This is a genomic window from Pseudanabaena sp. Chao 1811, from assembly GCF_027942295.1.
In the GTDB taxonomy this organism is placed as follows: domain Bacteria; phylum Cyanobacteriota; class Cyanobacteriia; order Pseudanabaenales; family Pseudanabaenaceae; genus Pseudanabaena.
Genome location: NZ_CP101416.1, coordinates 1,039,117 through 1,062,504, shown reverse-complemented (window position 1 = coordinate 1,062,504; position 23,388 = coordinate 1,039,117). Strand labels below are relative to the sequence as shown.

Genomic DNA, 23,388 nt, shown 5'->3' with positions numbered 1-23,388 from the left:
ATGAGATGAGATTCTAGAACCATGCAACCTGCTGACCTGACAACACTTGTGGCTTTGACCCATGAGCTAAATACAGCTTGTGTGCCTGCGAGGTTAGAGCAGGTGCATCAAAGCGATCGCCATACGATCCATTTACAATTACGAACTTTAGAAAAGAAACAGTGGCTATTGCTGTCATGGCATCCACAGGCAGCGAGACTTCACCTTAGTGCGCCACCACCAAGACAGCCTGATACTTTCACCTTTAGCCAACAGATTTTGCATCAAGTTGCAGGATTTGCCCTTGTCTCTGTGCATCTAACTAGCCCTTGGGAGCGGGTAGTTGATCTGCAATTTGCTAAACGTCCCGATGATGTGGTGCAGTGGCATCTCTATCTAGAAGTGATGGGCAAATATAGCAACGCGATTTTGGTGAATGCCGATCGCGAAATTGTTACGGCTGCCCACCAAGTAAATAGTAAACAGTCGCGAGTCCGTCCGATCCAAACAGGCGATCGCTATGAGTTACCACCTGCCCTCCTCGAAGCAATCCCTAGCTTAAATGAATCCTTTGACGCATGGCGCGATCGCCTCATTTTGATTCCCAAGGAAATTAAGCGCAATTTACTGAGCAATTATCGAGGTGTGAGTTCGTCGCTAGTGCGATCGCTGTTGGCGATCGCGGATATTCATGGCGACAAGAACGTTGTAGATTTAACTCTCGCTGAATGGGAATCTCTCTATCGGGCTTGGCAAATTTGGCTGACCTGCATTGATAAAAAACAGTTCTATCCACGTTTAGAAGGGAAAGGATATGCCCTCACCCCTAGCCCCTCTCCCAAAGGGGGAGAGGGGGACAAGACCCTCACCCCTAGCCCCTCTCCCGCAGGAGAGGGGAATAATATTTTGACTCCCCTTCTCCCAAGGGGGGAGAAGGGGTTGGGGGATGAGGGTAATGCTTTATCAGTGAATGATTTTTGCGATCGCTATTATTCTCAACAAACGGAACAGGTTGCTTTTCAGCAGTTGCACCAACAGATTAGTCAAGCAATTCAGAATCAGTTAGGGAAGTTAAGTCTTAAGGAAGCGGAATTCCTCGAACGGCTGCAACTCTCGACTCAAGCCGATGATTTTAAAGACAAAGCTGATTTGTTAATGGCGCATTTGCACCTCTGGGAAATTGGGATGAAGGAGATTTCCCTTCCTGATTTCCATTCAAGTGAATTAATCACGATTCCCCTCGATCCCACTCAGAATGCGGCACAAAATGCTCAGTCCTTTTACAAAAAACATCAAAAGCAAAAACGAGCTGCCCTTGCGATCGCACCTTTACTAGAATCTGTGCAGCAGGAAATCGCCTATCTAGAGCAGGTTGCCACGGCTGTTAGTTTATTAGAACAGAATGAACTCTCGGCTTTACAGGAAATTCGTGCGGAACTAGCTCAACAAGGCTATCTGAAGGTGACTGCCGAATATGTGGCTCGTGCAAAAGGAAATTCTAAAAATAATAAGGGTAGCAAGAATAAAAGTAATAAAGGTAAGCAGGACGAAATTCCCGATTGTCACCGCTTTACAACTCCCAATGGCTTTGAAGTGTGGGTAGGTCGCAATAACTATCAAAATGATTTAATTTCCTTCCGCATTGCAGGAGAATATGACCTCTGGCTCCATGCTCAAGAAATCTCTGGTAGCCATGTGTTGCTACGTTTACCCGCAGGTGCGATCGCCGATGACCAAGATCTCCAAGTTGCTGCCGACTATGCTGCCTATTACAGTCGAGCGCGTCAAAGTGATCAAGTGCCTGTGGTCTGTACTAATCCCAAATATGTGTTCAAGCCCAAAGGTTCAAAACCGGGGATGGTGGTCTATACCCATGAAAAGATTATTTGGGGACAGCCACGCTCTTTAAGAATTGAAACAGCCTAATACCAATTTACGAAAGAGCGACAACACTTTTGTTTGTGAATTAAAAAATAAAACCAGTAAGGGTTTTCAAAAGTAAAAAGGAGCGCTTAGCGCTCCTTTTGTAATCTGTGCAGAATTTATGAGTTATTCGACAATTCCTAAAAGAGATTGAGTCGTTGTGTGTGGAAGTTGGGGCGCGATGAAACCTGATGAATAAAGATGTGGATTGGTCTGAGCCACTAAACTAAAAGCATCACGAGCTTGCTCTGTAACTGCTACAGTTTTGGCATCGTAGGTTTGGGTTGCTAACTTTGGATACAAACCGATCGCCACAATTGGTACAAGCAAGCAAGCTGCAACAAATACCTCGCGAGGCTTAGCGTCACTAACATATTTGTCGAAGTGCAAAGCTGGATTAGGATTGCCGTAAAAGACTTGGCGCAAAGTTGAGAGTAAGTAGATGGGGGTAATAATCACACCAACTGCCGCTAAGAAGATCATGACAATCTTGAAGTTAGAAGCATAAACATCGCTGGTGGTAATACCAAGGAAAATCTTCAATTCGCTTACAAATCCACTCATCCCTGGAAGTGCGAGAGAAGCCATTGCCGAAGCGGTCATTAAGGCAAAAGCCTTAGGCATGATTTTGGCAATCCCACCCATTTCGTCCATCATTAAAGTATGGGTGCGATCGTAGGTGACACCTGCTAGGAAGAATAATGCGCCTGCAATCAAACCGTGGGAAAGCATTTGCAATACTGCACCACTAACACCAAGATCGTTAAAGGATGCAAGTCCCACTAGGATAAAGCCCATGTGAGAAATCGAGGAATAGGCTAGGCGACGCTTGAGATTTTGTTGTGCGAAGGCGGCTAATGCTCCATAAACAATACCTACTACGCCTAAAACAGCAAGCAAAGGCGCAAAGTAAACATGGGCATTGGGTAACATTTCAATATTGAAACGGATTAAGGCATATCCCCCCATTTTTAGCAAAACACCTGCTAAGACCATCGACACAGGTGCAGAAGCTTCCCCGTGAGCGTCAGGTAACCATGTATGTAATGGAAAAATTGGTAACTTCACACCAAAGGCAATTAAGAAACCTGCATAGGCGAGTAACTCAAACGCGATCGGATATTGCTTTAAGGCTAGTTCCGATAGATTAAAGGTGGTGACATCGCCATAGAATGCCATCGCTAAACCAGCAACAAGAATGAAAATCGAACCTAATGCTGTGTAGAGAATAAACTTGGTTGCAGCGTAAAGACGTTTAGCTCCTCCCCAAATCGAAATCAGCAAATACACAGGAATCAGTTCTAATTCCCACATGAAGAAGAATAGCAACAGATCCTGAGCTGCAAATACGCCAATCTGAGCGCTGTACAGGCAAAGCATCAAGAAGTAGAACAGGCGAGGCTTTTGAGTAACGTTCCAACTTGCAAAAATTGCAAGGGTAGTAATCAAACCTGTTAGCAAAATTAGCGGCATGGATAAACCATCAACCGCTAAGGAAAAATTCAAACCAATTTGAGGAATCCAAGCATAGGTCTCAGACATCTGGAACGCTGCTTCATGCAGGTTATATTGACTCCAGAATGCGTAAATGATTAAAGATAGTTCGACAAAACCTACCCCCACAGCGTACGATCGCACGGTCTTGCCGTATTTGTCTGGAATGAAAGGAATCGCAAAGGCAGCGACTAGAGGAAACAAAAGAATTGTTGTAAGCCAAGGAAATTCTGCAACAGACATGATGAGGATAAATACTTACTCTTCATAATCTATTGTATGAAGGTTTTGTAAACTTGTGTTAAGTCTTTTGATATAAAAGTTAACAAATTCTCAAATCATTAAAATAGACTCAAAGCTATACCCAGACTTATTTCTTAGGATTTGAATAAAGATTTATCTATAAATTGTCATCCAAGTGATGCAAATCATTGAATTGTTACTATCATTAACTTAACGTGAGTTCGATAACGCCATTTGCGCGGCGCGAAGCGCCGCGCAAATGGCGGAGAATGGTAAAAATCGCTTAGCGATTTTTACCATTCTCCGCCTTCGTCGAGATGACGTTAACTTAGTAAAAAACTAGTGATATCGTGTAATATTTTGCATTCCTGTGCTGTCTTAGCTACAACTACCGCAATCTAAAGCACCACAGTCTAAGCCACTACAATCTAAAGCACCGCAATCTAGTCCACTGCAATCCATTCCTGATAGACAGTTGGCATTATCGCAATTGAGATTGTTGATGCAGTCACTAGGAATGTCCGTAATCACATCTGTACAGTTAGCGCAATCAGAGCAATTATCAAGCCCACCATAGTCACAACTATTATTGTTGCCATTACTATTAACTTGCGATCGCGCTTTCCTCTCCCATCTTGAGCCACCTAGTTTTTTCGCGTTAGTATTTTCAGGATTTTGCCCGTCTTGAGTGCCATCAGTATTTTCAGGTTCCTGTTCAGAATCGTCAGACTCTCCAGATTCAATCGCTACAAAATTTGAGGTTAATCGACTAGTGTAATACTTACGACTAGCTCGGCATTTCGCTTTTCGTACTTTTAAGATTTCATTAGCCTCTCGACATTCCTGAAATCTACCCTTAGCATTGGCGATCGCGGTGAAAATTCCCTCTTCTAAGATGACTCGCTTAAAATATTGTGAACAGGACTCACAACCATAAAGAACACGATGGGCGCAGGAAAAGCCTTTATAGGGTGAGATAAATCTTTGGTAGCCAGTAATAGCAGTGACAGCTAGGCTTCTTGTTGCGCTATTGAGAAGATTAGGGATGGGGAGCTTGATGGGAATTCTTTTTTGCATTTCTCTCCGCTACTAGTCAATGCAAACAACTTGGCTATGATACAAGCGCGATGATATTAGTCTCCACAAATCTTAATAATTCTTCCCAAAAATTGATTGCAATTACTTCTCATTACTGATTGGAAGTAGCTGAGCATAATTAGAAAAACTATGGCGCATGTGCCATAGTTTTTTGCGCTGTTTTTTAATTATGACCATCTACTTAATTAATACGATTTATCGAATTAATACCCTACTGAACAAGGTTCCATCAAATTGATTGCGATTACTTCTCATCATGGATTGCAACTACTTCTCATTAAGTGGCTGATGATTGCCTAGACAAGATCCAATCGTTATAAAACTGGCATAAGATCGGCGCAAGTGAATAATCAAATACTTCGCGATCACGAAGTATTTGATTATTCTCAAAATTACAAAATGTTGGTGATAGAACTATGAGAACTGTAATTAATCCTCAAGAGTTAACAGGACTCTCAGAACAGGAAGTTAGCCAACGCCTTCAAGCTGAGGGATATAACGAATTGCCAGCTAGCGATCGCCGCAATATTTGGGGGATTATTTGGGAAATTGCTAGCGAACCCATTTTCTTACTATTACTTGGTTGTGGCGGGATTTATCTATTTCTCGGTGATGCTCAAGAAGCATTGATATTACTAGGTTTTGTCTTCTTTATTGTGGGAATTAATCTCTATCAAGAACAAAAAACAGAGAAATCCCTCGAAGCTTTACGAGATCTATCTAGTCCTCGCGCCCTTGTCATTCGCGATGGCGAGCGCAAGCGGATCGCAGGTCGAGAAGTGGTGCGTGGTGATTTGATTGTAATTGCGGAAGGCGATCGCATTCCTGCGGATGGTGTATTGCTATGGTCAACGCACCTCACCGTCGATGAATCGCTCTTAACAGGGGAATCTCTACCTGTGCGAAAAGTTGCGATGGATGATAGTTTGCCGCTACCAGTCAATCGGGCTGGTGGTGACGATTTGCCCTATGTCTATTCAGGAACTTTGGCTGTGCAGGGACAGGCGATCGTTGAAGTCCAAGCCACTGGCTCAAAAACGGAAATGGGCAAAATCGGTAAGGCTCTCCAAACGATTGGACAGGAAGATTCTAAGCTGCAACAGGAAACGCGGCGGATTGTTAAACAACTGACGATTATTGCGATCGCTATTTGTATCATTGCCGTAGTGATTTATGGAATTACTCGCGGCGACTGGTTACATGGGGTATTGGCTGGTTTAGCGTTGGGGATGGCGATTTTACCCAATGAAATTCCTGTAGTTCTCGCCATCTTTTTAGCATTGGGTGCATGGCGATTTTCCCTGCAAAATGTCCTCACGCGACGGATTCCTGTTGTCGAAACCCTTGGCTCGGCTACGGTGCTTTGTGTGGACAAAACAGGGACGCTTACTCTCAATCAAATGACGGTGCAGCAATTATTTGTTTATCAAGAAGGTTCGCAAAATCCTGCTTTTTATGATCTCACTTTACATGAGCGGGAAGCCCTACCAGAGGATTTCCATCGCTTAATTGAATATGGCATTCTCGCCAGCCGTAAAGATCCCTTTGACCCGATGGAAAAGGCTTTGAAATTAGTCGGTTCCCAGCTACTTGCAGGGACAGAACATCTCCATGATGATTGGAATACTTTACGTGAGTATCCACTATCAGGAGAGTTACGCGCGATGTCCTGTGTTTGGGAACCCATCGCAGGTGGTGCGAAGGAAATCGCTGCGAAAGGTGCGCCCGAAGCGATCGCCGATCTTTGTCATTTTAGACCTGAGATGCTCACGGATTTGGAGCTACAGGCAAATATCATGGCGGCTTCTGGGTTACGGGTACTTGGTGTTGCTAAGGGCTACCTTTCTCCCGATAGTCCAAGGCATCGAGCACCTACGGATGGTTCTCTCCCTTTGCGCCAACATGATTTTGATTTTGAATTTATTGGTTTAGTTGGCTTAACCGATCCCGTGCGTCCTACGGTTGCCCCTGCGATCGCTGAATGTTATCAAGCAGGAATTCGCGTCGTGATGATTACGGGTGACTATCCCTCAACGGCACAAAATATTGCTAAACAAATTGGGCTAGCCAGTGGGGAAGTGATCACAGGTGCAGAACTCGAACAAATGACCGCAGAACAACTGCGATCGCGGATTCGGAGTACGAATATTTTTGCTCGTGTTGTGCCTGAGCAAAAGCTCTTAATTGTGAAGGCCCTGAAACAAAGCGGAGAAATCGTGGCGATGACAGGCGATGGGGTCAATGATGCTCCTGCTCTGAAGGCGGCTCACATTGGGATTGCGATGGGCGGTAGAGGTACAGATGTGGCGAGAGAATCCGCAGATTTAGTTTTACTGAACGATGATTTCACCTCGATTGTGGAATCAGTGAAACTGGGTCGCCGCATTTTCGATAATCTCAAAAAAGGTATGGCATATACCCTTGCCGTTCATGTGCCGATCGCAGGGATATCCTTAGTTCCTATTTTTATGCAATGGTCGTTAGTCCTTTTGCCGATTCATATTGCCTTCCTGCATCTAATTATCGATCCTGCTTGCACGATCGCCTTTGAAGCCGAAGCAGCCGAAGCCAATGTGATGCAGCGTCCACCCCGTAATCCGAAGGAACCACTTTTTGATCGGCGCACATTATGGTTATCGCTTTTTCAGGGCTTGAGCGTCTTAGTAGTTTTGGTAATTGTCTATGCGATCGCCAATTATCACGGCAAATTTGCCCCTGATATGGTCTTATGTAGTGCAGGAGCCTGTGGTGCAAGGGGCTTAGTCTTTACCACCTTGATTGTGTCTAACCTTGCAATGATTCTCACTAATCGCTCATGGACAAGAACGATCCTCAGCACCATGAAAGTGCCCAATGCTTCAATCTGGTGGATTATTAGTGGCGCGATCGTATTTCTGGGATTAATCCTATACGTTCCTTTTTTAAGGCAACTCTTCCAGTTTTCCTATCTGCAATTTGAAGATTTAGCGATCGCGTTACTATCAGGTATTGCCAGCGTCATTTGGTTTGAGTTCCTCAAATGGAAAAACTCATAAACAAAGATAGGCGGCGCTTTGCGCCGCCTATCTTTAATTTTCTAGTGCGGTACAACGTACTGCTTTTTGCTAAAAAATCAAGCTAATACTCAGCCCTGACCCAACAACAAAATGTAAAGCCACTGCAATAAATCGACAATTTAGTAATCGATCGGCTTGATCATGATTCTCGCCAATGAAGGTACATAAATTCCAAGCGATCGGTAAGCTGACCAAAACGATCGCTGTCCAGATGGGGAAAAAGTTAAGAGCGATCGCCGCGATCGTAATTGTATAAATTACTCCACAAAGCCAAGGCAAAAGTTGAGCTGAACGCTTCGTTCCTAATCGGACTACAGGCGATTTTTTGCCTGCGGCGAGATCATCGGCAACTTGATTGAAATGGGAGCAGAACAAAATCAAACTGGTGATAATCCCGACAATGATCGCGGCAGCAAGGGAGCCAACTGACCAAGACTTGGCTTGACTGTAATAGGCTGCGGAAACTCCCAATGGACCAAAAGCGAAAAAGCATAAAATTTCACCTAAGCCTTGGTAGCCCAATCGAAAGGGAGGACCTTGGTAAATATAGCCCAGAAAACAACAGATGGCGATCGCGCAGACCACAAATAAATCCTGCTGTAGCCATGAAATCGCCAATACACCACTAATTCCCGCAAGTAAGCAAATATTGGCGATCGCAAAAATTACATTTTTCTTGCCCGTGAGATTGACCACCGAATGCGCCTTATTGACATCAATGCCCGTCTCCGCATCAAATACGTCATTACAGAGATTTTCCCAGACCAAAATCAAAATTGCAGAAACCAGAAAGGTTAAAAAGATGCCCCAGTTAATTGCCCCAGTATCGCGATAGGCGATCGCTGTACCTGTGGCGATCGGCACGATCGCTACGCTATACATTGGTAGTTTAATCGCCGCCATCCATAGCTTGCGAGATGTCTTGGGAGATAGCTCAGGGGAATCAACGAGGCTTTTTACCATATTGGCTAAAAATGACTAAAAGACTGTAAATCTAATTTCTGTAGTTTACAGTGGTTTGCGCCCTCAATATATATGCCGTTGATGATAGAGGTGAGAAGCACCTCTATCATCAAATGTCATTAGGGTTAATCCCCATTGACCTGAGATAATTTTCTAATTTTTCCTTAGCTTGGTGTTCTTGCTCTTTAGCTTGGCGTTCCTGCTCATTTGCTTCCCACATTGCCAAAATTGTTGATTCCGCTGCCGCGATCTTCTCGCGATCGGTTAAATACCTTTGACCTGTTTCGTCATACCAAAATAACCATTCCCGTTCCCAGTTGGCATGATCAGCGTTTTCATAACCGATCGCTAAACCAATCTCAGGCAGCCATACAGGGTTGCCTGTTAATAGCTGATATTTTTGATTGACCAGTTGATAAATCTCTAAAGGTTGGCGTTGCTTATATCTTGATTGCTTTCCCGCTAAGGGGTTGTAAATCACATAGTAAAGCACCCCAATACTTTGATAGTCCTCTAGCTTTTTCTCATATTCGCCATTGTATTTTTCGGAGACAACTTCTAGTACTAATTTTGGTAAGACATATTGTTCTTGCCATACTAAATAACTAAGCCGACCGCGATCGCCTGTATTGCGAGGTACACCCATTGCCAAAAAGCCATCAGGGACGATCTGCGGTTTGTTAGGGTCGTAATACACTGCCATATCCACACCAAAAAACCAATCTTGGCGATCGCCCCAAATACTGAGCAGAATATTTAATAAAAGATTGGGAATATGATTTTGAAGCTCGTTATCCACGGGGGTATCGTCACTGTGAGGCAGTTCTTCGGCAGTTGGCAAACGCTGACCAGAAATAATGACCATAGTTGTATCTCCACATGAGATTACTAAACATCATACTCCCTTACCATTGAAGGATTAGCCGTTGCGGCGCGAAGCGCCGCAACGGGAAGGGCGTAGCTATAAAAGTTTTGCTAAGAGAGGAATAGTAGTGCGAAGCACTACTATTCCTCTCTTTAGATTTGCTCCAGTTTAGACAAAAAATTAGTAAATTATTAAGCTTTGCAAAGTAAGATGGATTTAAGTAATCAAAAAAATTAAACGTACAGGTACTAGAGCAATATGCGCGTGGCGATCGCTGGAGGAGGGTTAGCAGGATTATCCTGTGCCAAGTATTTGGTGGATTTAGGACATCAGCCGATTTTGCTAGAGCGCAGTAACGTTCTCGGCGGCTTAGTAGCAGCATGGAAGGATGCCGATGGCGACTGGATCGAAACGGGACTACATAACTTTTTTGGGGCTTATCCCAATATGTTGCAACTGATGGGTGAGCTAAATATCCTCGATCGCCTGCAATGGAAACGTCATGCTTTAATTTTTAATCAACCTGAAAAGCCGGGGGTATTGTCATGGTTTGATGTACCCGATATCCCCTCACCCTTCAATATCATTGTCTCGATTCTTCGTAACAACGATATGCTCACTTGGGAGCAGAAAATAAGGTTTGCGATCGGGCTAATTCCTGCGATCGTGCGTGGAGATGACTATGTTGTCTCGATGGACAAATACACCTTCGAGGAATGGCTAGAAATGCGTGGCATCGGTAAGGACATTACTACAGATATTTTTATTGCCGTTTGCAAATCCCTCAAATTTATCGATCCCGACGTGATTTCCGCCACGATTCCCCTCCGCGCTCTCAATAAGTTTTTGCAACAAAAAGACGGCTCGAAAATTGCCTACCTTGATGGCGCCCCCCCAGAACGTCTCTGTCAGCCCATCGTTGATTATGTCGTGGCAAGAGGTGGCGAAGTCCATACAGGCGTGGCTCTCAAGGAAATTGTCACCGATGCTGAGGGTAATGTAGAAAAATTAATTGTCCAAGGGACAGACGGTTCCCCCAGTCGCGAAATCCTTGCTGATGCCTACGTTTCCGCCATGTCAGTAGACGCATTTAAAAACTATATTCCTGACACTTGGCAAGGCTTGCCCTATTTTAAGCAGCTAGAAAACCTTGAAGGCGTACCCGTAATTAGCGTGCAGATCTGGTTTGATCGCAAGCTTACCGATATTGATCACACTCTATTTTCGCGATCGCCCCTGCTGAGTGTTTACTCAGACATGAGCAACTCTTGTAAGGAATATGCCGACCCTGACAAATCAATGCTAGAGCTAGTATTTGCCCCTGCTGCCGATTGGATTGATCGCCCCAATAGCGAGATCGTCGAAGCAACCCTAAACGAGCTTGCCAAACTATTTCCGCAGCATCTCCCCAGTCCTGCCAAAGTCTTAAAGTCCCATGTCGTTAAGACTCCGCGATCGATTTATACAGCCACACCCGGACGCGAGCAATTCCGTCCTAGTCAAGCCACACCGATCGCTAATTTCTTTTTGTCAGGTAGCTATACAGCACAGCCCTTTTTTGGGAGTATGGAAGGGGCGGTACTTTCTGGTAAGCTAACAGCACAGGAAATCCATAAAGCAAGTCAAAGCTCTAATCAAAAAGCAAGTCAATCTTCTGGAAGTAAAGTCCTTGGTCGAACCTCTAACCAAAACCAGTCAAATCCATCTGTCGTCAGTGCCTAAGCCGATGGGAATGCGTCAGCCAGTCAGTCTGGAGGAAGCCTACGAGATTTGTCGTTGCATCACGGCAAAGTATGCCAAGACCTTTTATCTTGGCACAATGCTGATGTCTGAAGCAAAACGGCGAGCAGTTTGGGCTATATATGCTTGGTGTCGCCGTACTGACGAGCTTGTAGACGGTATGCAAGCAGAAACCACCGATGCTGAAACGCTCTTTAACTGGGAGAAACAGTTGGAGGCGACATTTCGGGGCGATCCGATCCATGCATCGGATATTGCTTTAGCGGACACGGTCAAGCAGTACCCCATGCCCATCCAGCCATTCAAAGACATGATCTCTGGAATGCGGATGGATCTGAAATACGATCGCTACCAAACCTTCGATGATCTGCATTTGTACTGCTATCGTGTCGCAGGCACAGTGGGCTTGATGTCGGCAGCAATCATGGGTTTTGAGACAAAAGATCCCTCGGTAATTGCGACGGCAACTGAGGCAGCGATCGCTTTAGGTATTGCCATGCAGTTAACTAATATTTTGCGAGATATTGGCGAAGATGCTCAGAGAGGGCGAATTTATTTACCCCTTGAGGATTTGCACTATTTCGACTACACCGAAAAAGATTTATTAAATGGTGTTGTCGATGAGCGCTGGATTGAGTTAATGCGTTTCCAAATCCAAAGGGCGCGTGAATTTTATCAACATGCTGAGGATGGTATTTCGGCACTCTGTCGCGATGCTCGATGGCCAGTATGGTCGTCCTTAATTTTGTATCGCAATATTTTAAAGGCGATCGAAAAAAATCACTACGAAGTCTTTAAGCAACGTGCTTTTGTCCCAAACTCTGGCAAAGTGTTGGCTTTACCTTGGGCATGGCTCAAAGCTCAGACATCTTAGCTGTAGGTACAGCACTTTGCACTTAATTAAAACCCAGAAATATTTTTGAAAGCGGCGCGAAGGGCTGCTTTCAAAAATATTTCTGTACTACTCAAAGCCTCAATAGGCTGTATAACTTGTGATTAAATAAATAGAGAGGAAGTAAATCTTCCTCTCTATTTGTTTTTGTGCTGTTGGATCATGCTGATGCAGCAATCGGTAGGGTAATGATATAGAACTTATAGCGCTCTCTAATGCTATCAACCCATTCAATAGAAATATCACCACCATACTTTTGGAGTATTTCTTGCGCAATCATTAATCCCATACCCTTAGATAAAGTAGTTCTTTGTTCTTGGTTTAGAGTTGAGCTATTTAAATGATCAATTATGGAGAATATTTGGGTTTTTGATATTAAAGAACTTACCTTACCAATAGTAAAAACAACTTGATTCTCAATTGCCGTAGCGTGAAAGACCGCAGTTCTAAATTCGTGGTTATTGGCAATTTGATTTAATAAATTAGTAAGTATATATTTAATTTCTGAATCATCAAGCGCTATTTTGGCAGTATTGGTATTTACTTCCCATAAAATATTGTTGCTTTTTTGAGCGAATAAATTAGCTGTTTCTAGGTTGAGGTTATTTAAAAAATCTGCAACATTAATAGTAATAGTAGATGGTGTACTTAATCCGTTATCTAATAACGTTTGATTTGCAAGAGACTCCGCAGAAATATCAACGATTGACTTAGCGATTTGTTCTCCCTCCGAAATCATTACCTCTAAATTATCTTGAATTTGTTGGACAGAGCGTTTTGTTTTATTATCTGAATATACTAAATTAGAAAAGATTGATTCATCTAACTTTTTACGAGTTAATTTTAAAAATCCTAATAGTGAAGTAATTGACACTCGCATCTTTTGAAAATTATCTTCATTAAAATTATCTCCATGATTACTAGGTTGTAATGAATAAGACTGAGATATTCTATCTTGAGAAAAAATATTAGTAGAAGTAAATTTACGGCTACTTATGGGACTAACTACGATCATAGTGGCTAAGAATTGAGTGTTATCCTCCACTGGAATTTTACTTAAAATATTTACTACTACCGCCTTGAATTTGTAGTGATTGGTGATTGAGAACTCGAATTGAGAACTATTAGAAGAATCTTTTCTTCTATTGGTAATCAAATATGATACTTCCTTAGGAAAAATATCCCTGTAATTTATCCCAATAGATTCTGACATGGGTATAGATAATATTTCTGCTAAATTAGCATTGATTTTTAAAATAATGCCATTAGGATCTAAGAAAGCGTATCCTTCATCAGTGACTTCAATTAATTGATTTAATAACTCAGTTGATCTTCTGTATTCTATATCGGTAAAATTTGGTAAGACAGCTTGATAGCTTAATTCTTTTAGTTTATTAACAATTTGATTTAAAGCGATCGCTAAATAGCCAATGTCATCTTTTTGGTTCATTGGTAGTTTTACTTCCAAGTTTCCTTTAGAGATGGCATGGGCTACATTCGTGATTCTGACAATCGACTTGATTTTAGATTTTATCAAAAGATAATAACCAAAAGATGCAATTAAAGATAAAACTGTTGCAAAAAATATTGTCTTTAAAAAAATATAATTCGCAGAATTAGAGAATGCCTGTTGAGTAACACCTGTAACTAAGTTGATGTTTTCAAGATAGCTAATATGAGCCAAAAAACATATTAAAATTGATAGGCTTTCAACTAATAAAAAAAAGCCTATAACCATTTTTGACAACAAGTAATATCGATGTATAGAGTGATGTTTACTGCTGTGTTTGTTAGATGTATCTTTGAAAAATCTGGAAATCTTTTTGATATAATTAGAATTCTTTTTCATCAGAAAAGCCCACTAAAAAATACATGGTCTGATAATTTTTAAATCTATACGTTATAAGTTTAAATTGTTGGAGGATTTTGCTATAGATCTATTCTGTATAGAAAACAAAACAACTTCTTTGCGTTTGTATTCTCCGTAAACTTATATCTAAAAAGCTATATATTTACAGTATGATTTCTTTAAAAAGACTTATCAATAACTATGAGCATATTAGGTGAGTATAGCCTTTTTGTTAACATAGAATAGTCGCTATTTGACGTATATTGCTAGAACTTTAGCAACTCCCCCTCAATAATTTATAAACTAATATTCCTGAAATTTGTGATTATTTGACTGTCGCTAACGATGATCAGATCTTCAATATTTCGTAACATGGTATTACAAATGTTATCCAACGGTAAATCATTGGCATCATGCCCAAAGGGATCTTCTATTTGAATGCCAATTTCTTCGATGCCTAGTAAAGTGAAACTAATTAAGGCAACAATTGGTCCTGTTAGCCATTCCAGTTGATCCACCATTTGAAATGGTAGCGATAGGCAATAAATCATGAGTAATTGCTTAAGATGGATTGCATAGGCTAAAGGAATTGGGGTTCTCAGAATTCGTTCACAAATACCTGCAACATCAACCATTTGGTTTAAAAGTTGACTCATATCACTTAATTGATAGCGATCAAGTTTTTCGTCTAGAGATTGCTTTTGGAGATAACTACTAATCCAAAAGGCGATTTCGAGAGGGGGATGATTCATGGTCTTGAGACGCTCAAACTGCTCAAGAGATAGGTTGGCTGCGAGTTCGTCATTAACTTGTTGTGATCGCAAGTGTAATTTCAAAGCGATCGCAAAGGCGGGCAATAGCTTGACTGCTGCGATTTTTGCTTGGCGATCGCTAGGTTCTTGTTCTGCAATGGCTACTAATATTTGTCTCGATAAATTCCGTACTGTATTTACTAAAAGTCCCCATGCTTTGCGTCCTTCCCAAAAGCGTTCATAGGCTGTGTTAGTACGGAATACCAGCAATAAACCTAACACAATATTGGGAATGATACTGCCCAAAATAGGTAGGGAGACGCGGATATTAGAGATATGGAGGATATAAACGAAAACACCAAATAGCCCACATAATAGCGATCGTGGTAATACTTCTGGCACTACTGATCCTTTCCATCGCAGTGCAATATGGAACCAACTATCTTTTTTCATTAACGATCATGATCTAAGGATTGCTAGTAGCAGTTTATCTTAATGCTTTAAGACAACTTTAAAAGGTTGATAGCGCTTTTCAAGCAAGCAATGTATAGAGTATTGTTTCCTCGTCGAAGGTAGGGAAATAATCCACTAGGCTGAGAAATGTTATATACGTTTCAAGACTAATAAAGTGATGTCATCAAATACTTTTTGTGTACCAATATGTCTGCGTACATCAACAATAATATCTGACTTGATTTCTGAGGCTGATTTGTGCCAGCTTTTACTGATAACCTCACAAAGGCGCTCCACTCGATACTGCACTTTAATTGTATTAATCGCTTCAGGAATTCCATCGGTATACAGAACAATACCGTCACCTAGCTCTAAGTCAAAAGTGGCATGACTAATAAATTGTTCAATTTCGCTATCTAATGCTATCGGGAAGCCTAAAGACATTGTATCAATTCGTTCTATCTGTCCATCTTTACGGACTAAAATTATCTCTTCATGCTGCCCGCTAATTACTATTTTGCCATTTGTATAGTTGACAATGGCAAGTGTGAGGGTCTTCTCAGAATCCATCCGTTGTACGTTTTTGAAAAGAGTACGATTGAGCGTACTTAAAAATTTGACATGATCGGTTTCGTGGATTTCTTGCAAAGTTCTAACTGCCGTTTGCGTCATCAGCATCAAAATGCCACTTTCTAGACCATGCCCCGTCACATCACCGATACCTAAGGTGACAACTCCATCTGTTTCTAAGACATCGTAATAGTCTCCACCGATTTCATCCGCAGGTTCCATATAACCTGCAATATCGAGGTCTGCAATACTTTCTAGTTCTTTAGGCTTAGGTAAAATCATCTGCTGAATTTGACGGGCGACATCCAACTCAGTTGCCATTCTCAAATTGTCTTGTTTGAGTTTTTCGTTGAGAGCAACAATTTCGGCGTTGGCAGTTGCAAGCTCTCTGGTTCGTTCCATAACCTTATCTTCTAAGGTTGTAAATACTTCTTGCAATGTTCCTGCCATTGTGTTGAAGGAACTCTCTAAAGTATCAATTTCATCGATTTCAATGAGATCAAAGGTATGAACACGACGATCTAGACTGCCTGCGGCTAATTGCTTTGAGGCTTGAGTCAATCTGATAATTGGACGCGAAATTAAGCTAGAAGTGAATACGCCAATTAAGGTAGCACCAATAAAAGTCAAACAGCATAATAAAACTGTCGTCTGGGTATTGGCATTGATTCTCGCCATAAAATCTTTTTCGGGAACGACTACAACTGCTAACCAGTTAATTCCTTGACCATCGGAGATGGGGGTAACTGTAGCAAAATAGACTTCTTCATTGAGAGAGAATTTAATTTGTTGGATTGTTGTAATGCTGTCTAAACTACTAAATCTAGTTTGTAAATTTTGGGCAGTAGTAGTGACTACAGGATTGTCTGATTTAGCAGCTACAATTCTTTCTATCTTGCGATCAGAGTCTTTCCCAATTACTTTAAATGGCTGCTTTATGATAGAACTAGCCACTAAATTACCTGACCGCTCCATAATAAAACTTTGTCCATTGCGACTAATGGAGAGTTCATGCACAAAATTAGTGATTCGGGATAGGCGAATATTGATGCTGAGGACTCCTAATAATTTACGATTTTCATCATAAATTGGTCTGACTGGAGAAATCTGTAACGCTGTATTCTGGCTAGAAGAAGCGGTGAAAATTTCGCTCCAAGTGGGTTTACCTAATTCTTTAGCTGCTTTGTACCAAGGTCGTGTACGTGGTTCATATTCTGACTCTTTGAGGAATTTTTGAGGATTTCCATTGCTATCAAGAAGATAAACTTTACGAATTTCCCCTGTATCTACAGTTCTGATCTTTAGTTGTACAGTGCCATTCTCTTGATATTCAACTCCCACAAATTCACCCTGCTCATTGCCATAGGCTAAATAAGCTTCAAAATCACCTTGTCGTACGACTTGCCAAAAGTAACGTCGCAATCCATCAAAATCCTCTAGTTTGAAATTATTACTTTTGATACCTGCTTCAGTAAGCAATAAAGTATTTTGGGATTTGTTAAGGTATTGCAAAACATGTTCTTCTATACGAGAAGCAGTTTCTTTATTTAATTGATTCGCTAGATCATTAATTGCTTGTTCTCCATTACGAAATGAGAGCCATCCTACTAGAATAGTTGAAGCGATAATCGGAATTACAAAAGGTGTTACAAGTACTGTCCGTAAGCGAAACCGAGGTCTTTGGTATATCTGTTGCTGATATTTTAAAGATTTATCGCTCATTTTAGCCTTCTCAAGAAGGAAATATTATTTATATAGCAGTCCTAAATCATTTGTAGATTTTTAGATTTGTAGAAGCGCACCCCGAAGGGGTGCGCTTCTACAAACCATTTAGGATTGCTATATAATATGTTGACATACTAAGCGGCAAAAGCTTGAGAGATCTTACTCTTAGGGGGATATTAAGATTTCTGAGCGCTTGATCTTGCTAATAAAACACCGATTTGAATGCCAACCATGCCCGCGATCGCACTGCCAACAAAATAAATGAATAGTGTCTTCATATCACCCTTAACTAAGAAACTATTTGTTTCTAATCCGTAGGTAGAGAAAGTGGTGTATGCACCACAGAAACCTGTCGTTGTCATCAATCTTAGTTCAGGTGAAATGATGCGAAGATTCTCAGTGACAAGGGTAAGAATATAGGCGATTAATAGACATCCAGACACGTTGATGGAGAATGTGCCGTAAAATCCAAAATCCTTACCAAAAATAGCTGTTATCCCTTCGGTCACATAAAAACGACTCAAGGCTCCAAAAACTGCACCGATCGCTACAGATAGCGGAAAACGTCCTTTTAAAAACTCCATTTTGGCTTGGTCTGAGAATTATAAATTACGAATTACAAATTACGAATTACGAATTGAAGTTTGGATTACTTGACAAAAAAATTAGCGCTTGCAATGCCTAAAAGTACTGCTCCTAAGCCAAAGATAGCACTCCCAGCCCAATAAAAAAACGTTGCTCCCTTCTGTTTACTACGCCATAGTGTCAAAGTGTCAAAGCCATAGGTAGAGAAGGTGGTGTAGGAACCTAAGAATCCAGTTCTAATCAATAAATCTAATTCGGTGGGATAGCCTGTAATTCCTTTGGAAATTGTAAAAAAGAAACCCATCGCTAAGCACCCAGTGAGATTGATGCTAAAGGTGGCGTAGGGAAAATTAGTACCAAATTTTGCTTTTGTCCATTCTGTTAGGTAAAAACGTGACAAGGCTCCGGGGACTGCGCCTGATGCGATCGCAATTGCACTAGATATGTCTGACATTAGTTATTTGAAGTAAGGTTGCGAGTGAAATTGAGAATTTAAATCTGAAATGTCTTTTTCAATTATGTGTGTTGCTTTGACTGTTTGATTCTTTTTAAAATAGCGATCGCGATTGTCCAATGAATATGTCTAACCACCCATTTTGAGCCAACTAAACACATACTCAACTGTTAGCTCTAGGTTAATTTTCTCTGGAGTGATGAGGCGATCGCTATTTGTCATCAAGATCGGTTGTTGATTAGGCAGAAATGTCAGAATACTGCGATCGCTAGGATCGAGAAACCAACCTAATTGGCTACCATGTTGCAGACTAAGCAAAATTTTGCCAATTACTTTATTTGCATTTTGCTCAGGTGAGAGAATTTCAATAATCCAATCTGGTGGAAGATTAAACTGATCGGGTACTTCGCCATCCTCTAGAAATGGAATATTTTGCCATTGGAAAACTGCAATATCTGGAACGATTGAGCGATCAGCAAAAGTACATCTTAGCTCTGGAAAAGCATAGGCAATTTTTTTGGGTTCAGAAATTTGATTAATTTCTTGGCAAAGTTTTCCTTGTAATCTACTATGTCGTCCTTTAGGCATAGGTTTTGGGATGATTTGATTGTCGATATACTCACTCGCAGGCTTAGTCTCTGGCATTTGCAGAAACTCTTCTAGGGTAAGCGGTTTAGCAATAGTTGCGACCATATAGTTAACACCAGTTAAGATCGGCTATCTAGTTTCTTGAGTTTAGATTTACAGATTTATACATTATATGCAGGTTACGATAGGTGATTGAAGCGATTACAGATGCTCAGCAAGACAAGCAACCAATCAAAAAACAACTCAGAAAAGACTTACTTACGAAACGCCGCCAAATCCCCCATGAAGTTTGGCAGCAAAAAAGCTTAGCACTATGCGATCGCCTTTCCAATTGGCAAATATTCCAACAAGCACAAAATATCTTAGCCTTCACCAGTTTTCGGCAAGAACCAGATTTGAGTACATTGTGGCAAAGATTTCCTGAAAAGAATTGGGGATTTGCGCGTTGTATCGAAAAGGATTTGATGTGGCATCAAGTAGCGATCGCTGATTTCTCTAACCAGATGCAATTAGGAGCTTTTAATATCCTTGAGCCGCAGCCTTATTTACCACTGATGGATTTAGCAAATATTGATCTGATTTTGATACCTGCGGTGGCTGGCGATCGCCAAGGTTATCGCTTAGGTTATGGCGGTGGCTTTTATGATCGTTGGCTGCCTCACTCCACAGGATTGAAAGCAGGAATTATTTTCGATGAGTTTTATATAGATGAATTACCCCGTGAGCCTTGGGATATACCATTAGATGTCATCTTTACCGACTCAAAAGCCTTAATGCTAGGATTACTTTAGCGTTCAACTGGTTAAATATGGCGATCGCATCAGACAAAACGCAAATCAAATCCCATCATGAACTCTATGAAGAGGACTTTTGTCTGTGGATAGAGCAAGCTCTGGCATTGCTGCGTGAAGGCAACCTTAGAGATTTGGACTTGGAAAATTTGCTCGAAGAAATTGAAGACATGGGTAATAGTCAAAAACAAGCACTAGAGAGCAATTTAAAAGTTATTCTCATGCATTTACTCAAATACAAATACCAACCCGAAAAACGCTCTAATAGTTGGCTATATACCCTAGCTGAACATCGTCAGAGAATCCGCAAAGCTTTCAAAAATAGTCCTAGCCTCAAGAGACATTTTTTGCAAGAGTTTGCTGATGTTTATCTAGATGCCAAAAAACTTGCTGCGATCGAAACAGGGCTACCAAGCCACACCTTTCCCCCCGAATCTCCGTTTACTCCCGATCAAGTCACAGATGAAGAATACTTACCTGAATAAACCTGTAACGTTTTACCAATGAGTATGCACTCATTAAAAATTATGGCGATCGCATCTAACCAACCCCAACAGAAAATATCCCATCAAGCACTATATGAACAGGACTTGTATCTATGGCTAGAGCAAGCTATGGATTTATTGAGAGAAAGAAATTTGGCAGAACTAGATATAGACAATTTAATCGAAGAGATTGCGGACATGGGAAGTAGCCAAAAGCAAGCTATAGAGAGCAATTTGGAAATAGTTCTCATGCACTTATTAAAATACAAGTATCAACCCGAAAAGCGATCCAACAGTTGGCGATACACTTTACTAGAGCATCGTCGTAGAATTCAAAAAGCGTTTAAAACCAGCCCCAGCCTCAAGCGACATTTCCTCGCAGAATTTGCTGAAGCCTATGAAACGGCAAGAGAACTAGCCAGTGCTGAAACAGGATTAGATATTAGTTTATTTCCCCTAGAATCTCCCTTTACAACTGAACAAACACTAGACAAAGAATACTTACCTGAATAAAAAATGTTAGTCAAGAAGTACTTTTTGGTGGCGTGACGTAACTGCGTCACGCCACCAAAAAGTACTTCTTTGTTTGTACGGTAAGCCGATCTAGTTACTGACTCTTTTCGCAGTATATTAGCACTCAGTGAGACAGAGTGCTAAAGCACGCAATATGTGACCAAGGCGAGACAAATTTCCACCCTAAGTCACAACCTGCAAAGTCCACTCTGATTAGATTTTAAGGAGGTATAGGCATAGTGGCATCGTTAACCCTAAATACTGGTACATTGCAACCCCTAGGCGATCGCCTATTGGTAAAAGTAGCAACTAAAGAAGAAAAAACTGTAGGCGGTATTTTCTTGCCAGACACAGCCCAAGAAAAGCCCCAAATCGGTGAAGTAACTGCCGTTGGACCTGGTACACGCAACGATAAAGGTACTCGCGTTGCTTTGGAGGTTAAAGCAGGCGATAAAGTACTGTACTCCAAGTACGCAGGCACTGAAGTCAAAATTGACAACGTAGATTATTTGCTACTTGCTGAAAGAGATATTCTCGCGATCGTTGAATAAAGCTAATAGCTATTAGCCGTTAGCTGTTAGCCATTAGCCTTCAAAACTCTTCATCCAGAAGCAATCGAAAAGAGCTAAAAGCTAATCGCTAAAAGCTAACAGCCTAATAACCAATCCCCAAATCACCCATTACCCTTAATAATTAAAATGTCTAAAATCGTAGTATTTGATGAAGAATCTCGCCGCGCCCTTGAGCGTGGTGTCAATGCACTTGCTGACGCAGTACGTGTCACCCTTGGTCCTAAAGGTCGTAACGTAGTTATCGAAAAGAAATATGGCGCTCCTCAAATCATCAATGATGGTGTGAGCATCGCTAAGGAAATTGAATTAGAAGATCCCTTAGAAAATGCAGGCGCACAACTCATTCGTGAAGTTGCTTCTAGAACCAATGATGTAGCAGGTGATGGTACTACCAGCGCTACCGTTTTGGCTCAAGAATTTATTCGTGAAGGTTTGCGTAACGTTGCCGCAGGCGCTAACCCAGTGGGTGTCCGTCGTGGTATCGAAAAGGCAGTTGCTCACTTGGTTAGTGTCATTGCAGACAAGGCTAAGGCTGTTGATTCCAATGCAGAAATCGCGCAAATCGCCACTATCTCTGCAGGTAATGATCCTGAAGTTGGCGAAATGATTGCCCATGCGATGGACAAAGTTGGCAAAGATGGCGTAATCACCGTTGAAGAGTCTAAGTCCCTTACAACCGAGTTGGAAGTTGTTGAAGGTATGCAACTCGATCGCGGTTATATCTCTCCTTATTTCGTCACCGACAGCGAGCGCCAGTTGGTGGAATTCGAGAATGCTAAGGTTCTCCTCACCGATAAGAAGATTAACGTCATCCAAGACCTCGTTCCCATTCTCGAAAAGGCAGCTCGTTCTGGTTCTCCTCTCGTCATCATTTCCGAAGATGTTGAAGGCGAAGCTTTGGCAACTCTAGTTGTAAACAAGCTCAGAGGTTCTCTGAATATCGCTGCTATCAAGGCTCCCGGATTTGGCGATCGCCGTAAAGCATTGTTGCAAGATATCGCTGTTCTCACCAACGGACAGGTCATCTCTGAAGATGCTGGTTTAGAACTCAGTGCCGCAACCTTGGAACAGCTTGGTACAATCCGTAAGATCACCATTTCTAAGGACAAGACCACCATTGTTTCGGACATTTCCAACAAGGCAAATGTTGACAAGCGTGTTGCTCAAATCCGTAAGGAATTGGAACTCAGCGACTCTGATTACGACAAGGAAAAGCTCCAAGAACGTATTGCTAAGCTCTCTGGTGGCGTAGCTGTAATCAAGGTCGGTGCAGCAACCGAAACTGAACTTAAGGATCGTAAGCTTCGCATCGAAGATGCACTTAACTCTACTCGTGCAGCCGTTGAAGAAGGTATCGTCCCCGGTGGTGGTGCGACCCTCGCTCACTTGTCAGTTGAATTGCAAGAGTTCAAGGTAACCTTGAAGAACGAAGAAGCGATCGGCGCTGATATCGTTGCTCGTTCTCTCTCTGCACCTCTTCGTCAAATCAGCGACAACGCTGGTCTCGAAGGTACTGTAGTTGTTGAAAAAGTTAAGCAACTTCCTTTCAATCATGGTTTTGATGCGCTTAAGGGCGAATATGTTGACTTGATCGCTACTGGTATCATTGACCCTGCGAAGGTTGTCCGTTCTGCATTGCAAAATGCTGCTTCCGTAGCTGGTATGGTCTTGACCACCGAAGCTCTCGTGGTTGAGAAGCCAGAGAAGAAATCTGACGCTGGTGCTGCTGGTATGGGCGGCATGGGCGGCATGGGTGGTATGGGCGGTATGGGTGGCATGATGTAATTGCCATTCAAAA

19 protein-coding genes are annotated in these 23,388 nt (G+C 41.8%); 9 read left to right on the top strand and 10 right to left on the bottom strand.

Annotated elements, in window-relative coordinates; genetic code table 11:
* Positions 1-21: 21 nt before the first annotated feature.
* Positions 22-1,905: an Rqc2 family fibronectin-binding protein gene (locus NMG48_RS05020; RefSeq protein ID WP_271254250.1), complete on the top strand. Its 1,884-nt coding sequence runs from the start codon at positions 22-24 to the stop codon at positions 1,903-1,905.
* 123 nt (positions 1,906-2,028) lie between these two features.
* Here NMG48_RS05020 and NMG48_RS05015 read toward each other — a convergent pair whose 3' ends face one another.
* Both NMG48_RS05015 and yidD read right to left on the bottom strand, forming a co-directional pair.
* Positions 2,029-3,639, bottom strand: coding sequence for an NAD(P)H-quinone oxidoreductase subunit 4 (locus NMG48_RS05015; protein WP_271254249.1), 1,611 nt, complete (start codon positions 3,637-3,639; stop codon positions 2,029-2,031).
* A gap of 378 nt (positions 3,640-4,017) precedes the next feature.
* Positions 4,018-4,716 (bottom strand): membrane protein insertion efficiency factor YidD, encoded by a 699-nt coding sequence (gene yidD / locus NMG48_RS05010; protein WP_271254248.1) that lies wholly within the window; start codon positions 4,714-4,716, stop codon positions 4,018-4,020.
* Positions 4,717-5,153: 437 nt separating this feature from the next.
* Between yidD and NMG48_RS05005 the strand changes: the two genes are divergently transcribed.
* On the top strand, positions 5,154-7,772 hold the full coding sequence (locus NMG48_RS05005; RefSeq protein WP_271254247.1) for a cation-translocating P-type ATPase: 2,619 nt from the start codon (positions 5,154-5,156) through the stop codon (positions 7,770-7,772).
* Positions 7,773-7,841: 69 nt separating this feature from the next.
* Here NMG48_RS05005 and menA read toward each other — a convergent pair whose 3' ends face one another.
* Positions 7,842-8,756 carry a 2-carboxy-1,4-naphthoquinone phytyltransferase gene (gene menA / locus NMG48_RS05000; protein ID WP_271254246.1) on the bottom strand — a complete coding sequence of 305 codons (915 nt, stop codon included), beginning with the start codon at positions 8,754-8,756 and terminating at the stop codon, positions 7,842-7,844.
* Between the two features lie 109 nt (positions 8,757-8,865).
* Positions 8,866-9,621, bottom strand: a complete 756-nt coding sequence (locus NMG48_RS04995; protein WP_271254245.1) for a Uma2 family endonuclease — start codon at positions 9,619-9,621, stop codon at positions 8,866-8,868.
* Positions 9,622-9,879: 258 nt separating this feature from the next.
* On the opposite strand from NMG48_RS04995, the gene pds reads away from it, so the two are divergent.
* Both pds and NMG48_RS04985 read left to right on the top strand, forming a co-directional pair.
* Positions 9,880-11,343, top strand: coding sequence for a 15-cis-phytoene desaturase (pds, locus tag NMG48_RS04990; protein ID WP_271254244.1), 1,464 nt, complete (start codon positions 9,880-9,882; stop codon positions 11,341-11,343).
* A 4-nt stretch (positions 11,344-11,347) separates the two neighbouring features.
* A complete protein-coding gene (locus NMG48_RS04985) occupies positions 11,348-12,235 on the top strand; it encodes a phytoene synthase (protein WP_271255241.1) in 888 nt (295 codons plus the stop codon).
* A 178-nt stretch (positions 12,236-12,413) separates the two neighbouring features.
* On the opposite strand, the gene NMG48_RS04980 is transcribed toward NMG48_RS04985, so the two are convergent.
* From NMG48_RS04980 to NMG48_RS04955, 6 genes are all read right to left on the bottom strand, one after another.
* Positions 12,414-14,102, bottom strand: coding sequence for a PAS domain-containing protein (locus tag NMG48_RS04980; protein WP_271254243.1), 1,689 nt, complete (start codon positions 14,100-14,102; stop codon positions 12,414-12,416).
* 296 nt (positions 14,103-14,398) lie between these two features.
* Positions 14,399-15,307, bottom strand: coding sequence for a bestrophin family protein (locus tag NMG48_RS04975; RefSeq protein WP_271254242.1), 909 nt, complete (start codon positions 15,305-15,307; stop codon positions 14,399-14,401).
* Positions 15,308-15,457: 150 nt separating this feature from the next.
* Entirely contained in the window at positions 15,458-17,599 is a 2,142-nt protein-coding gene (locus NMG48_RS04970; RefSeq protein WP_271254241.1) for a SpoIIE family protein phosphatase, read from the bottom strand.
* 179 nt (positions 17,600-17,778) lie between these two features.
* Positions 17,779-18,186 carry a fluoride efflux transporter CrcB gene (gene crcB, locus NMG48_RS04965; RefSeq protein ID WP_271254240.1) on the bottom strand — a complete coding sequence of 136 codons (408 nt, stop codon included), beginning with the start codon at positions 18,184-18,186 and terminating at the stop codon, positions 17,779-17,781.
* Positions 18,187-18,251: 65 nt separating this feature from the next.
* Positions 18,252-18,641: a fluoride efflux transporter CrcB gene (crcB, locus tag NMG48_RS04960; protein WP_271254239.1), complete on the bottom strand. Its 390-nt coding sequence runs from the start codon at positions 18,639-18,641 to the stop codon at positions 18,252-18,254.
* A gap of 129 nt (positions 18,642-18,770) precedes the next feature.
* Positions 18,771-19,334, bottom strand: a complete 564-nt coding sequence (locus NMG48_RS04955; protein ID WP_271254238.1) for a Uma2 family endonuclease — start codon at positions 19,332-19,334, stop codon at positions 18,771-18,773.
* Positions 19,335-19,417: 83 nt separating this feature from the next.
* Here NMG48_RS04955 and NMG48_RS04950 point away from each other — a divergent pair, with 83 nt between their 5' ends.
* The 5 genes from NMG48_RS04950 (at position 19,418) to groL (ending at position 23,375) form a co-directional block, all read left to right on the top strand.
* The gene (locus NMG48_RS04950) at positions 19,418-20,020 is read left to right on the top strand and encodes a 5-formyltetrahydrofolate cyclo-ligase (RefSeq protein WP_271254237.1); all 603 of its coding nucleotides are present in this window, start codon (positions 19,418-19,420) and stop codon (positions 20,018-20,020) included.
* A 17-nt stretch (positions 20,021-20,037) separates the two neighbouring features.
* A complete protein-coding gene (locus NMG48_RS04945; protein ID WP_271254236.1) occupies positions 20,038-20,505 on the top strand; it encodes a DUF29 domain-containing protein in 468 nt (155 codons plus the stop codon).
* An 18-nt stretch (positions 20,506-20,523) separates the two neighbouring features.
* The gene (locus NMG48_RS04940) at positions 20,524-21,018 is read left to right on the top strand and encodes a DUF29 domain-containing protein (protein ID WP_271254235.1); all 495 of its coding nucleotides are present in this window, start codon (positions 20,524-20,526) and stop codon (positions 21,016-21,018) included.
* Positions 21,019-21,257: 239 nt separating this feature from the next.
* Entirely contained in the window at positions 21,258-21,569 is a 312-nt protein-coding gene (gene groES / locus NMG48_RS04935; protein WP_126388628.1) for a co-chaperone GroES, read from the top strand.
* 147 nt (positions 21,570-21,716) lie between these two features.
* Positions 21,717-23,375, top strand: coding sequence for a chaperonin GroEL (groL, locus tag NMG48_RS04930; RefSeq protein WP_271254234.1), 1,659 nt, complete (start codon positions 21,717-21,719; stop codon positions 23,373-23,375).
* Positions 23,376-23,388 lie beyond the last annotated feature (13 nt).